Source organism: Streptomyces hirsutus (genome assembly GCF_001418415.1).
GTDB classification, from domain to species: Bacteria; Actinomycetota; Actinomycetes; order Streptomycetales; family Streptomycetaceae; genus Streptomyces; species Streptomyces hirsutus.
Window position 1 is genome coordinate 1 of the sequence record NZ_LIQT01000470.1, and the last position, 13,911, is coordinate 13,911.

Sequence of the window (13,911 nt, forward strand, 5' to 3'; positions counted from 1 at the left end):
CGGGATCATCGACCGGGTGGATGTGGCGCCCACCGGCGAGGTGCGGATCGTCGACTACAAGACGGGCAAGGCGCCGCGGCCGGAGTACGCGGAGGGCGCGCTGTTCCAGATGAAGTTCTACGCCCTGGTGGTGTGGCGGCTGAAGCGGGTGATCCCGCGCCGTCTGCAGCTCGTGTACCTGGGCAGCGGCGATGTGGTGACGTACGACCCCGTCCGCGCCGATCTGGAGCGCGTCGAACGCAAACTGCTGGCGTTGTGGGAGGCGATCCGGCAGGCCACGGAGACCGGCGACTGGCGGCCGCGTCCCACCAAGCTGTGCGGCTGGTGCGACCACCAGGCGCACTGTCCGGAGTTCGGCGGCACTCCCCCGCCCTATCCGCTGCCGGTACGGACCGCCGGGGGCGACGCGGTGTGATGCGACCCGGACTCCGGCGGGACACGGGGCGCAGGGCACAATGAGGGCGGACTAGCGAAGGAGACTTACGTGGCCATCCGCGTCCTACTGGTCGATGACCAGCCGCTGCTGCGCACCGGCTTCCGGATGATCCTGGAGGCCGAGCAGGACATCGCGGTCGTCGGCGAGGCCGGGGACGGCCTCCAGGCCCAGGACCAGGTACGGGCGCTGCAACCCGACGTGGTGCTGATGGACATCCGCATGCCGCGGATGGACGGCGTGGAGGCGACCCGGCAGATCACCGGCCCCGAGCGGGACGGCCCGGCGAAGGTCCTGGTACTGACCACGTTCGATCTCGACGAGTACGTGGTGGAGGCGCTGCGCGCGGGTGCCAGCGGCTTCCTGCTGAAGGACGCCCCGGCCAATGAACTGGTGCAGGCGATCCGGGTGGTGGCCGCCGGCGAGGCGATGCTCGCCCCGAGCATCACGCGCCGGCTGCTGGACAAGTACGCCACGCATCTGCCGTCCGGCGACGAGCCGGTGCCGGACACACTGCACACGCTGACCGACCGTGAGGTCGAGGTGCTGAAGCTGGTGGCACGGGGACTGTCCAACGCGGAGATCGCCGCGGACCTGTTCGTCAGTGAGACGACGGTGAAGACGCACGTCGGCCATGTCCTGACGAAGCTCGGGCTGCGCGACCGGGTGCAGGCCGCGGTGTACGCGTACGAGAGCGGGCTGGTGCGCCCGGGGGCGCAGTAGCGCCCGCCCGCTCACCCGGCGCCGCTCACGCGCCGCACGTGCATACGCCGAGGGCGCCTCCCGACTTTCGGGAGGCGCCCTCGGCGTATGCGGGCCCGGTCCGGGCCCGTTGTGTCAGCCGCTCACGCCACGGCCCAGCTCCCACAGCTGAAGCGTGGAGGAGGAGTTGAGCAGGTATGCGGTACCGGTGACGTTGTCGTTCGCGGCGACGTACTGCTTGCCCTGCCACAGCGGCAGCACGGGCACGTCCTCGGCAACGATGTCCTGAATCTGGTTCAAGCTGCTGACAGCGGCCAGCCGGTCGGCCTGACGGCGGGTCTCAGGGATCAGCTTCTTGCGGATCTCGGTGTTGGCGTACGGCGAGTTGAGGAAGTTGTCCTCGTCCAGGAACGGGGCGAGGAAGTTGTCGGCGTCCGGGTAGTCGGGGAACCAGCCCATGCCGTAGACGTCGAACTTGCCCTCCTGGCCGGCCGTCTTGAAGGTGTTCCAGCCCGCGCCCTCGATGTCGGTGTCGAACAGACCGCTGTCGTTGAGCTGCTTGCTGAGCTGCTCGAACTCCGCCTTGGTCGCGGGACCGTAGTGGTCGGTCGTGTAGTGCAGCGTCATCTTCACCGGGGTGGTGATGCCGGCCTTCCCCAGCAGCTCGCGGGCCTTGGAGACGTCGGGGTCGCCGTACTTGTTGAAGAACGCGTTGGAGTGACCGGTGACGGTCGCGGGGACCAGCGAGTACAGCGGCTCGGCCTGGGAGCCGTAGACCTTGGCGACCAGCTCGCTGCGGTTGATGATCTGGGCCATGGCCTGGCGGACGGCCTTGGTCTCCACACTGGGGGCATCGGTGTTGAAGACCAGGTAGCGGATCTCCAGACCCGGTGACTCGACGAGGTCCACGGTGTCGTCGGAGTCGTTGGCGAGCTTCGTGATCTGCTCCGGCGACATGCCTCGGGTCATGATGTCGATCTCGTTGCCCTCGAGCGCCTCGCCCATGGCCTCGGCGCTCTCGTAGGAGAGCATCTCGATCCTGTCGTGGCCGACCTTCAGGGACCCCTTGTAGGAGGGGTTCTTGACGTAGGTGGCGCGGACCAGCTCGCCGTCCTTGACCTCGGGCTCGAACATGTACGGCCCGGAGCCGTCGATGTCGAACCCGTCGCGCAGCTTGTCCTTGTCGTAGGAGTCCTCGGGGACGATGCCGGCGACCGGGGTGGACAGCTTGTACGGGAAGGTGGCGTCCGCCGACTTGAGGTGGAAGATCACCTCGCGGTCGCCCTGCGTCTCGATGGTGTCGATGCTGGACAGCAGCGCGAAGACAGCACTGTCGGCCTCGATCGCCAGGGCGCGGTCGAGGGAGTACTTCACATCGGCCGCGGTGATGGGGTCACCGTTCGAGAACTTCAGGCCTTCGCGCAGGGTGCAGCTGTACCGCTCGTTGCCGGAGTCGGTGAAACCGCAGCTCTCGGCCGCCTCGGGTACCGGCGCGCCGTCACCGCGCGGCTGGATCAGCAGCGTCTGCACGGTCTGGCGCAGGATGTTCCAGGTACCGACGTCGTAGGCGTACGCCGGGTCGACCGGCGCGGGGTCGTCCTTCGAGAGGGTGAACCGGTCCGTGGTGCCGACGACGATCGCGTCGCCGTCGCCGCTCCCGCCCTCGGTATCGCCACAGCCGGCGAGTACCGGCGCGAGCAGACCGATCGCGGCCGCCAGCACCAAAGTCTTGCGGTTCATGCTCGAGTTTCTCCAGAGCTGTCGACTCCGTGTATGCGGCATACAGGGGTGTTGCTACCGATCACGGGGATAGGGACGAGGTTCTCGCGATGAGATTAGTCCGGACTCGCGGGAAGGGCCGCAGCCACCGAAGTTGAGCCTCCATCACGCAGTGGAACCGGGTGTGAACGCACCGACGAACGCCGGTGCGGCAGGATTGGTGCAGTGATCCACTAATCGGGACACAAGGGAACGCCGGGGCCCGCCGAAAAGGGGCGGACACCACATGCCGACCCCACTGTCGAGCCTTCGAGGAGTGGTGAACCTCACATGTGAAATCCAGCCGGGACCACCGGAATTCAACGGTCGGTAGCGGTCCGAATTCCTTCGGACACCCGCTGGGACCATCGGGTGCGGGCCCCCGGAATTTCGGCCCCATACACCGGTCTACGCTCGGTGAACGCCTAGCGCATTTCCGTCATCAGGCCGTGCAGAAAGGTCAGGTCGACGGCTTCCAGCGAGGGGACGACGGTCCGCCGGGCGGCCGCCTCGATCGGGGCCACCGAGGGCACCGCCACGACGTGGCATCCCGCGGCCTCGGCGGAAGCGACGCCGGTCGCCGTGTCCTCGACGACGGCGCACCGCAGGGGGTCCACACCGAGTCCGGCGGCGGCGGCCAGATACGGCTCGGGGTGCGGCTTGGTGCGCGGGACCTCGTCACCGGCGACCGACAGCGCGAAGTGCTGGGGGCCCAGTGAGGTGAGCACCCGGTCGATGATGCGCCGGTGCGAGGCGGAGACCAGGGCCGTGGGGATGCCGTTCTCGGACAGCTCGGCCAGCAGGCGGGCGGCGCCGGGCATGAGCGGCAGGCTGTCGGCGATACGGGCCTCGAAGCCGTCGTTGAGCAGCACCGTCAGTTCGGTGAGGGGGATGTCGGCGCCGGTCGCCTCGACGAGGAAGCCCGCACTGCGGGTCATGGGGCCGCCGACCACGACGTGGCGCCAGGAGTCGTCGAGGGTGTGGCCGAGGGAGGCGAACACCTCGACCTCGACGTCCCACCAGAAGCCCTCGGTGTCGACCAGGGTGCCGTCCATGTCCAGGAACACGGCCTGAAGGGCGGATCCTCCGGCCTTGCGGGACGTGCCCGCCCGTACGGGCCGGAGGCTCTGGGAAAGGGTGTCGAGCGCGGGAACCGTACTGGTCATCCACGTACCTCCGTCAAAGGGACGATCAGGCCGGTTCCCTCTGAGGGAACCGGCCTGCGGTGGACCGACCAGTGTACGTCGTGCCCGGGGCAACCGCTTCCGGTGATGCACGGACCCCCTGGCGGGGTCAGCGGGCGTTGAAGTACTTGGCCTCCGGGTGGTGGATCACGATGGCGTCCGTGGACTGCTCGGGGTGCAGCTGGAACTCCTCGGACAGGTGGACGCCGATGCGCTCGGGCCGGAGCATCTCGGCGATCTTGGCGCGGTCCTCCAGGTCGGGACAGGCGCCGTAGCCGAGGGAGAAGCGGGCGCCCCGGTACTTCAGGGCGAACATGTCCTCCATCCCGGCCGGGTCCTCACCGGCGAACCCGAGCTCCGAGCGCACCCGCGCGTGCCAGTACTCGGCGAGCGCCTCGGCCAGCTGCACGGACAGCCCGTGCAGTTCGAGGTAGTCGCGGTAGGCGTTGGCCTCGAACATCCGCGCGGTCTCCTCGCCGATGCGGGAGCCGACCGTGACGATCTGGAAACCGACGACATCGGTCTCGCCGGACTCCTCCGGGCGGAAGAAGTCGGCCAGGCACAGGCGTCGTCCGCGGCGCTGGCGCGGGAAGGTGAAACGGGTGCGTTCGTTGCCCGCCTCGTCCAGGACGATCAGGTCGTCGTCCTTGGAGACGCACGGGAAGTAGCCGTACACGACGGCCGCCTCGAGCAGGTTGTCCGTCTGGAGCCGGTCCAGCAGGCCGCGCAGCCTGGGCCGGCCCTCGGTCTCGACGAGTTCCTCGTACGTCGGTCCGTCGCCGGCGCGGGCCTGCTTCAGGCCCCACTGCCCCTTGAACAGGGCGCCCTCGTCGAGCCAGGACGCGTACTCCTTGAGCTGGATGCCCTTGATCACCCGGGTGCCCCGGAACGGGGGCTCGGGGACCGGGTTGTCGACGGCGACGTCCGAGCGGACGTGACCGGTCTCGGGGCGCTCGTCGATCTCCACGGTGGCCGCGCGGACCCGGCGCTGCCGCAGCTCGGGCAGCTTCGCGCCGGGCACGCCGCGCTTGATGCCGATGAGGGCGTCCATCAGGCGCAGGCCCTCGAAGGCGTCGCGGGCGTAGCGGACCTCGCCCTGGTAGATCTCGTGCAGGTCCTGCTCGACGTAGGCGCGGGTCAGGGCGGCGCCGCCGAGGAGGACCGGGTAGTCGGCGGCGATACCGCGCTGGTTGAGCTCCTCCAGGTTCTCCTTCATGATCACCGTGGACTTCACCAGCAGCCCGGACATCCCGATCACATCGGCCCTGTGCTCGTCGGCGGCCTCCACGATCGCCGAGACCGGCTGCTTGATGCCCAGGTTGACCACGTTGTAGCCGTTGTTCGTCAGGATGATGTCGACCAGGTTCTTGCCGATGTCGTGCACGTCGCCGCGGACGGTGGCGAGCACGATGGTGCCCTTGCCGTCCTCGTCGGTCTTCTCCATGTGCGGTTCCAGGTGGGCGACCGCGTTCTTCATGACCTCGGCGGACTGGAGCACGAACGGGAGCTGCATCTGGCCGGAGCCGAACAGTTCGCCGACCACCTTCATGCCGTCGAGGAGGGTGTCGTTGACGATGTCGAGGGCCTTGCGGGTCTCGAGCGCCTGGTCGAGGTCGGCTTCCAGGCCGTTGCGCTCGCCGTCGATGATCCGCCGCTTGAGGCGCTCGTCCAGGGGGAGCGAGGCCAGCTCCTCGGCCTTGCCCGCTTTCAGGGACTTGGCGGTGGCGCCCTCGAAGAGCTGCATCAGCTTCTGCAGCGGGTCGTAGCCCTCGCGGCGCCGGTCGTGGATCAGGTCGAGGGCGGTGGTGACCTCCTCCTCGCTGAAGCGGGCGATGGGCAGGATCTTCGACGCGTGCACGATCGCCGAGTCCAGGCCCGCCTTGACGCATTCGTCGAGGAAGACGGAGTTCAGCAGGATGCGGGCGGCCGGGTTGAGGCCGAAGGAGATGTTCGACAGTCCCAGGGTGGTCTGCACCTTGGGGTGGCGGCGCTTCAGCTCGCGGATGCCCTCGATGGTGGCGACGCCGTCCTTGCGGGACTCCTCCTGACCGGTGCAGATGGTGAAGGTGAGGCAGTCGATGAGGATGTCCTCCTCGTGAATGCCCCAGTTCCCGGTCAGGTCGGCGATCAGGCGCTCGGCGATCTCGACCTTCTTCTCGGCGGTACGGGCCTGGCCCACCTCGTCGATGGTCAGCGCGATCAGCGCCGCGCCGTGCTCCTGGGCCAGCTGCGCGACGTGCGCGAAGCGGGATTCGGGGCCGTCGCCGTCCTCGTAGTTCACCGAGTTGATGACCGCCCGGCCGCCGAGCTTCTCCAGGCCGGCCCTCAGGACGGGGACCTCGGTGGAGTCGAGCACGATCGGCAGGGTGGAGGCGGTGGCGAACCGGCCGGCCAGTTCCTCCATGTCGGCGACGCCGTCGCGGCCGACGTAGTCGACGCACAGGTCGAGCATGTGCGCGCCCTCGCGGATCTGCTCGCGGGCCAGTTCCACGCAGTCGTCCCAGCGGCCCTCGAGCATGGCCTCGCGGAACTTCCTGGACCCGTTGGCGTTGGTGCGCTCACCGATCGCGAGGTAGGAGGTGTCCTGGCGGAAGGGGACGCTCTGGTAGAGGGAGGCGGCGCCCGGCTCCGGCTGGGGGGTGCGCTCGGGCGGGGTGACGTCCCGTACGCGTTCCACGACCTGGCGCAGGTGCTCGGGGGTGGTGCCGCAGCAGCCGCCGACCAGGGACAGTCCGTAGTCGCGGACGAACACTTCCTGGGCATCGGCCAGGCCCTCGGGGCCGAGCGGGAAGTGGGCGCCGTTCTTGGTGAGGACCGGCAGGCCCGCGTTGGGCATGCACAGCAGCGGGATGCGGGAGTGCCGCGCGAGATGGCGCAGGTGCTCGCTCATCTCGGCGGGGCCCGTCGAGCAGTTCAGGCCGATCATGTCGATGCCGAGCGGCTCCAGCGCGGTGAGCGCGGCGCCGATCTCGGAGCCGAGGAGCATGGTGCCGGTGGTCTCGAAGGCCATGGAGACCAGCAGCGGCACGTCGACACCGGTCGCCTCCATGGCGCGGCGGGAGCCGAGGATGGAGGCCTTGGTCTGGAGGAGGTCCTGGGTGGTCTCGACGATCAGCGCGTCGGCGCCGCCCGCGAGCAGTCCCTCGGCGTTGGCCTGGAAGCCGTCGCGGATCGTGCCGTAGCCGATGTGGCCGAGGGTCGGCAGCTTGGTGCCGGGGCCGATCGAGCCGAGCACCCAGCGGGTGCGGCCGTCGCGGGCTGCGTGCTCGTCGGCGACCTCGCGGGCGATGCGGGCGCCGGCTTCGGAGAGCTCGTGCACCCGGTCGGCGATGTCGTACTCGGAGGCGGCACTGTGGTTGGCGCCGAACGTGTTGGTCTCGACGCAGTCGACGCCGGCGTCGAAGTACTCCGAGTGGACCGAGCGGACGATGTCCGGGCGCGTCAGGTTCAGGATCTCGTTGCAGCCCTCGAGGTTCTCGAAGTCCTCGAGGGTGGGGTCCTGCTCCTGGAGCATGGTGCCCATCGCTCCGTCGGCGACCACCACGCGGGTGGCGAGGGCCTCTCGGAGCGCGGCCACACGGGTCCGGCTGTCGGCGGAAGGGGTCAGCGGCAACGAGGCCATGTCAAAGGGCTCCCTCAAATGCGACGGCTGTCGGCTTTGCGGCTGTCCGGAACGATCCCCGATGGAACCTCCCGGGCAGGGCACGCCGCCAGCGTAGCCGGGACCGCTCCCCGATGTTCGGGCCGTCCACAAGCCGGACCATGATGAACGGGCTCCGGTGTCCCGCGGACGGGTGACGCGGCGGACGACACCGCGGTTCTCGGCCGATGACGGCGGATCGTTGGCGAGAGGTCGGCATCGAGCGGTAGTGTTCGGCATTGCCGAACAGAGGTAGCGTCGCGGGGCGGCGGTCGAAGGGAACGGAGGCAGCACGGCGATGGCACGGAACATCCAGTCGCTCGAACGGGCGGCGGCGATGCTGCGCCTGCTGGCGGGCGGCGAGCGGCGGCTCGGCCTGTCGGACATCGCCTCGTCGCTGGACCTCGCCAAGGGGACGGCCCACGGCATCCTGCGCACGCTCCAGCACGTGGGCTTCGTCGAACAGGACGAAGTCTCCGGCCGTTACCAGCTGGGCGCGGAGCTGCTGCGCCTGGGCACCACCTATCTCGACGTGCACGAGCTGCGGGCGCGCGCCCTGGTGTGGACGGACGACCTGGCCCGTTCCAGCGGGGAGAGCGTCTATCTGGGGGTGCTGCACCAGCAGGGCGTGCTGATCGTGCACCACGTGTTCCGGCCCGACGACAGCCGGCAGGTCCTGGAGGTGGGGGCCATGCAGCCGCTGCACTCCACGGCTCTGGGCAAGGTGCTGGCCGCCTACGATCCGGTGGCCCACAGCGAGGCCCTGGAGGCCGACCGCTCGGCGTTCACCGAGCGCACGGTGTGCGACCCGGACGCCTTCGAGCGGATCCTCGACGTCACCCGCGCGCGCGGGTACGCGGCGGACGTCGAGGAGACCTGGGAGGGCGTCGCCTCGATCGCGGCTCCCGTCCACGACCGGCGGCGCATGCCGGTCGGCGCGGTCGGCGTCATGGGCGCGGTGGAGCGGCTGCAGCGGGACGGCGAGCTGCGTCCCGAGCTGATCGCGGCGGTCCGGGACTGCGCCCGCTCGGTGTCGCGAGACCTGGGCGCCCGTCGCTTCTGAACGCGGCGCGGGCGCGCCGGCCAAGCGCGGCCGGCCATGCGGGCCGCGGGCGGACCGGGGGCGGCCCCCGGCCGGGCACCAGGCCGGGTCCCGTGCGACACCGGCTCGACACATCCCTCACGAACCCCGGACCGGGACGCCGTACGGCGTCCCGGCCGTCGTCGTGCTCCGCGACGGAGAAGCGGGACATATCCCCATGGATCGATTCCGAAGATCGACATCCTGGGGCAACCGGTAACGATCGCGCTTTCGATGACCGAACCCTTGACGCACAGGTGAGGGCGGGGAAAGACTCCCGTCCATCGGTCGGCATTGCCGAACACCTACCGGCAATACGCGTTAGGGTGTGGCAAGGGCCGGCCTCGCTCTCACCACGGAGGGCGCCAATCCCCGGCGGGACCCGGGGGTCGGTTTCCCTGGACGAAGGACAAAGGAGTCGCGGGTGTCCAGCTCCGACATCTTCATCGGCGAGACCATCGGTACCGCCGTACTCATCCTGCTCGGCGGCGGTGTGTGTGCCGCCGTGACCCTGAAGGCCTCCAAGGCCCGCAACGCCGGCTGGCTCGCCATCGCCCTCGGGTGGGGCTTCGCCGTCATGACGGCGGTGTACATCTCCGCTCCGCTCTCCGGAGCCCACCTCAACCCGGCCGTGACCGTGGCGCTCGCGATCAAGGACGGCGACTGGAGCAACGTTCCGGTCTACTTCGCCGGAGAGTTCCTCGGCGCGATGATCGGCGCGGCGTTGGTCTGGGTGGCCTACTACGGTCAGTTCCAGGCGCACCTGACCGACGAGGAGATCGTCGGCGCCCGGGCCGCGCAGGCCGCCGACGCCAAGGCGGTCGAGGCCCGGGAGAAGGGCGCCGGCCCGGTGCTCGGCATCTTCTCGACCGGCCCGGAGATCCGCAACGCGGTGCAGAACCTCGCCACGGAGATCGTCGGCACCTTCGTGCTGATCATCGCTGTGCTCACCCAGGGCCTGAACGACGCGGGCAACGGCCTCGGCGTGCTGGGCGGTCTGATCACAGCCCTCGTGGTCGTCTCCATCGGTCTGTCGCTGGGCGGACCGACCGGTTACGCGATCAACCCGGCCCGTGACCTCGGTCCGCGCATCGTGCACGCCCTTCTGCCGCTGCCCAACAAGGGCGGTTCCGACTGGACCTACGCGTGGGTCCCGGTGGTCGGTCCGCTGATCGGCGGCGCCCTCGCGGCGGGCGTCTACACCATCGCCTTCGCCTGAGGGTGCCCCCGCCGCCGGGGAACCCCGAGTCTTGTAGAAGCGCCGTACGTACAGCCCCGTACCCAAGGAACCTCCAGGAGCACACAGTGACCGACGACCACTCCGCCGGCATCGCCTCCCACGGCCACGGTCCGTTCATCGCCGCCATCGACCAGGGCACGACCTCGTCGCGCTGCATCGTCTTCGACCGCGACGGCCGCATCGTCGCCGTCGACCAGAAGGAACACGAGCAGATCTTCCCCAAGCCGGGCTGGGTCGAACACGACGCCACCGAGATCTGGACCAACGTCCAGGAGGTCGTCGCCGGCGCCGTCGAGAAGGCCGGCATCACCCGCGACGACATCAAGGCCATCGGCATCACCAACCAGCGCGAGACCACCGTGCTGTGGGACAGGCACACCGGTGAGCCGGTCCACAACGCCATCGTCTGGCAGGACACCCGCACCGACGCCCTCTGCCGCGAGCTCGGCCGCAACGTGGGGCAGGACCGTTTCCGCCGCGAGACGGGTCTCCCCCTCGCCTCCTACTTCGCCGGGCCCAAGGCCCGCTGGCTGCTCGACAACGTCGAAGGGCTCAAGGAGCGCGCCGAGGCGGGCGACATCCTCTTCGGCACCATGGACACCTGGGTCATCTGGAACCTGACCGGCGGTACGGACGGCGGCAAGCACGTCACCGACGTCACCAACGCGTCCCGCACCATGCTGATGAACCTGCACACCATGCAGTGGGACAAGAAAATCGCCGAGTCCATCGGCGTCCCGACGGCGATGCTGCCCGAGATCCGCTCCTCCGCCGAGGTCTACGGCGAGATCGAGGGCGGCAGCCTGGGCGACCTGCTCGGCGGCATCCCGGTCGCCTCCGCGCTCGGCGACCAGCAGGCGGCCCTGTTCGGCCAGACCTGTTTCGCCGAGGGCGAGACCAAGTCGACGTACGGCACCGGCACCTTCATGGTGATGAACACCGGCGACAAGATCATCAACTCCTACAGCGGGCTGCTGACCACCGTCGGCTACCAGATCGGCGACCAGAAGCCGGTCTACGCCCTCGAGGGCTCCATCGCCGTCACCGGTGCGCTGGTGCAGTGGATGCGCGACCAGATGGGCCTGATCTCCACCGCCGCCGAGATCGAGACCCTCGCGCTCTCGGTCGAGGACAACGGCGGCGCCTACTTCGTACCGGCCTTCTCCGGCCTGTTCGCCCCGTACTGGCGCTCCGACGCGCGCGGTGTGATCGCCGGCCTGACCCGGTACGTCACCAAGGCGCACCTCGCGCGCGCCGTCCTGGAGGCCACCGCCTGGCAGACGCGGGAGATCTCCGACGCCATGACGAAGGACTCCGGCGTCGAACTGACCGCCCTCAAGGTCGACGGCGGCATGACCTCCAACAACCTGCTGATGCAGACCCTCGCCGACTTCGTGGACGCACCCGTGGTGCGCCCCATGGTCGCCGAGACCACCTGCCTCGGCGCCGCCTACGCCGCCGGCCTCGCCGTCGGCTTCTGGAACAACACCGACGACCTGCGCGCCAACTGGCGCCGGGCCGCCGAGTGGACCCCCCGCATGGACGCGGAGATCCGCGACCGTGAGTACAAGAGCTGGCTCAAGGCCGTCGAGCGGACCATGGGCTGGCTCGAGGACGAAGACTGACGAGGAGCACGACCCGACATGACCACTCAGTCCACCCTGCAGTCCGTGCCTGCCCTGGGGACGCGCCCGGCTTCCAGCTCGAACCCGAGCCGGGCCGAGACCCGGGAGCAGCTCTCCAAGGCGTCGTACGACCTCCTCGTGATCGGCGGCGGCATCCTGGGCATCTCCACCGCCTGGCACGCCGCGCAGTCCGGCCTCAGGGTGGCTCTGGTCGACGCCGGCGACTTCGCCGGCGCCACGTCCTCCGCCTCCTCCAAGCTTCTCCACGGCGGTCTGCGCTATCTGCAGACCGGCGCGGTGAAGCTGGTGGCGGAGAACCACTTCGAGCGCCGTGCGGTCTCCCGCCAGGTGGCACCCCACCTGGCGAACCCGCTCACGTTCTACCTCCCCGTGTACAAGGGCGGGCCGCACGGCGCGGCGAAGCTCGGAGCGGGTGTCTTCGCGTACTCGGCCCTGTCGGCCTTCGGCGACGGGGTGGGCCACCTGCTCTCCCCCGCCAAGGCCGCGCGGGACGTGCCGGAGCTGCGCACGGACAACCTCAAGGCCGTGGCCGTGTACGGCGACGACCAGATGAACGACGCGCGGATGGCGCTGATGACGGTCCGCGCGGCGGCCGAGTCGGGCGCGGTCGTCCTCAACCACGCCGAGGTGACCGGCCTGCGGTTCACCCGGGGCCGGGTGACCGGTGCCGAGCTGCGCGACCGGCTGTCGGGCGACGAGTTCGGCGTCGACGCCCGTCTGGTGCTGAACGCGACCGGGCCCTGGGTGGATCACCTGCGCCGGATGGAGGACCCGAAGGCGGCGCCGTCCATCCGCCTGTCGAAGGGCGCTCACCTGGTGCTGAAGCGGACCGCCCCGTGGCGGGCCGCGCTGGCCACGCCGATCGACAAGTACCGCATCACCTTCGCCCTCCCCTGGGAGGACATGCTGCTGCTCGGCACGACCGACGAGGAGTTCGAGGGCGACCCGGCGGATGTCGCGGTCACCGAGAAGGACACCGCCCAGATACTCGACGAGGCCGCGTTCTCCATCCGCGACCAGCAGGTGGACCGTGACCTGATCACGTACTCCTTCGCCGGCCTGCGGGTGCTGCCGGGCGGCCCCGGGGACACCGCGAAGGCCAAGCGCGAGACGGTCGTCAGCGAGGGCCGCGGCGGGATGCTGTCCGTCGCGGGCGGCAAGTGGACCACCTTCCGCCACATCGGCCGCACGGTGATGCGCAAGCTCCAGGAACTGCCCGGCCACCCGCTGGGCGACGCCTTCGAACCCGTCGGCTCGCTGCCGAGCAAGCTGCCGCTGCCGGGGGTCGCCAACCCGCGCGCGGTCGCCCACCGGCTGCTGGTGGACGGCCCCGCGCCCGGTCCGCGCATGGCGGCGGACACCGCCCGGCACCTGGCCACCCACTACGGTTCGCTGGCCTTCGACATCGCCCGGCTGGCCAACGACGACCCCGCGCTGGCCCGGCGCGTCCACCCGGACGCGCCGGAGATCTGGGCGCAGGTCGTCTGGGCCCGGGACCACGAGTGGGCCGAGACGGCGGACGACGTGCTGCGCCGCCGTACGACGCTGACGATCCGGGGGCTGGCCACGGACGAGGTCCGTGCGCAGGTCCAGGACCTGCTCGACAGGAAGTGACCGCACGGTCACCGGCCCTGCCCGCGCGGGAGCGGTCCTCCCTCCGGCAGGGGGACGGTGACACGAAGGGGCGATTCCCCACCGGCCTGCGGGCCGGCGGAGTCGCCCCTTCCGGCTGTGGGGCCCCGAAGCCACGCGCAACGGCCCGGACACCTCGGACATCTGTTCCCAGTGGATCCGCTGTTCCCGGTGGATCCACTGGGAAGGCCGGGGCGGCGGTCACCGACGAGGCGATCGGGAAGATCAAGGGGGTGATCGTCGTCGGCACGCCGCGTCCCGGCGACCGGTTGCCCGGGGAGCGCGAACTCGCCGCCGGACCGGGACCGTCGCGCAACTCTCTGCGGGAGGCGGTGCGCGCGCTGTCGCCGATCCGGATCCCGGACGTGCGGCAGGGCGACGGCACGTACGTCACCGGCCCGGACCCCCGACCGCTGCTGGAGGCACTCGGTTTCGCCGTGGACTGCACCGGGAGGCCACGGCCCTGGAGTTCCTCGCCGTGCGCCGCGCCCCGGAGCCGGCCGTGACGGCCACCACGGCCGCCCTGATCAGCGAGCGGGAACCGGACGCGCCGGCCGAGCGGTTGGACGGGCCCCGCGCGAACACCGGGCCGTCC

General features: G+C 70.1%; 9 protein-coding genes and 1 pseudogene. 7 read left to right on the forward strand and 3 right to left on the reverse strand.

The window, feature by feature from the left end:
• Both AOK11_RS31070 and AOK11_RS31075 read left to right on the forward strand, forming a co-directional pair.
• The coding region (locus AOK11_RS31070; RefSeq protein ID WP_206188964.1) for a RecB family exonuclease at positions 1-415 on the forward strand (415 nt) is incomplete at its 5' end.
• Between the two features lie 69 nt (positions 416-484).
• Positions 485-1,156: a response regulator gene (locus AOK11_RS31075; protein WP_055597029.1), complete on the forward strand. Its 672-nt coding sequence runs from the start codon at positions 485-487 to the stop codon at positions 1,154-1,156.
• 114 nt (positions 1,157-1,270) lie between these two features.
• On the opposite strand, the gene AOK11_RS31080 is transcribed toward AOK11_RS31075, so the two are convergent.
• The 3 genes from AOK11_RS31080 to metH all read right to left on the reverse strand — a co-directional run bounded on the left by AOK11_RS31080 (position 1,271) and on the right by metH (position 7,699).
• Entirely contained in the window at positions 1,271-2,875 is a 1,605-nt protein-coding gene (locus AOK11_RS31080) for an ABC transporter substrate-binding protein (protein WP_055597030.1), read from the reverse strand.
• Positions 2,876-3,318: 443 nt separating this feature from the next.
• A complete protein-coding gene (locus AOK11_RS31085) occupies positions 3,319-4,059 on the reverse strand; it encodes an HAD family hydrolase (protein ID WP_055597031.1) in 741 nt (246 codons plus the stop codon).
• Positions 4,060-4,186: 127 nt separating this feature from the next.
• Positions 4,187-7,699: a methionine synthase gene (metH, locus tag AOK11_RS31090; protein WP_055597032.1), complete on the reverse strand. Its 3,513-nt coding sequence runs from the start codon at positions 7,697-7,699 to the stop codon at positions 4,187-4,189.
• 316 nt (positions 7,700-8,015) lie between these two features.
• Between metH and AOK11_RS31095 the strand changes: the two genes are divergently transcribed.
• The 5 genes and pseudogenes from AOK11_RS31095 to AOK11_RS31115 all read left to right on the forward strand — a co-directional run.
• A complete protein-coding gene (locus tag AOK11_RS31095) occupies positions 8,016-8,780 on the forward strand; it encodes an IclR family transcriptional regulator (protein ID WP_055597033.1) in 765 nt (254 codons plus the stop codon).
• Positions 8,781-9,222: 442 nt separating this feature from the next.
• A complete protein-coding gene (locus AOK11_RS31100; RefSeq protein WP_055597034.1) occupies positions 9,223-10,017 on the forward strand; it encodes an MIP/aquaporin family protein in 795 nt (264 codons plus the stop codon).
• Between the two features lie 110 nt (positions 10,018-10,127).
• Positions 10,128-11,663, forward strand: a complete 1,536-nt coding sequence (glpK, locus tag AOK11_RS31105; protein WP_107098725.1) for a glycerol kinase GlpK — start codon at positions 10,128-10,130, stop codon at positions 11,661-11,663.
• 18 nt (positions 11,664-11,681) lie between these two features.
• Positions 11,682-13,298 (forward strand): glycerol-3-phosphate dehydrogenase/oxidase, encoded by a 1,617-nt coding sequence (locus AOK11_RS31110; RefSeq protein WP_055597036.1) that lies wholly within the window; start codon positions 11,682-11,684, stop codon positions 13,296-13,298.
• Between the two features lie 233 nt (positions 13,299-13,531).
• Positions 13,532-13,911 (forward strand): annotated as a pseudogene (locus tag AOK11_RS31115) (FadR/GntR family transcriptional regulator); the annotation flags it as partial.

Bases quoted from the DNA above. Each gene is read 5' to 3' on its own strand.
- metH (WP_055597032.1), bottom strand. From the start codon at position 7,699: ATGGCCTCGTTGCCGCTGACCCCTTCCGCCGACAGCCGGACCCGTGTG.
- AOK11_RS31110 (WP_055597036.1), top strand. From the start codon at position 11,682: ATGACCACTCAGTCCACCCTGCAGTCCGTGCCTGCCCTGGGGACGCGC.
- AOK11_RS31085 (WP_055597031.1), bottom strand. From the start codon at position 4,059: ATGACCAGTACGGTTCCCGCGCTCGACACCCTTTCCCAGAGCCTCCGG.
- AOK11_RS31095 (WP_055597033.1), top strand. From the start codon at position 8,016: ATGGCACGGAACATCCAGTCGCTCGAACGGGCGGCGGCGATGCTGCGC.
- AOK11_RS31080 (WP_055597030.1), bottom strand. From the start codon at position 2,875: ATGAACCGCAAGACTTTGGTGCTGGCGGCCGCGATCGGTCTGCTCGCG.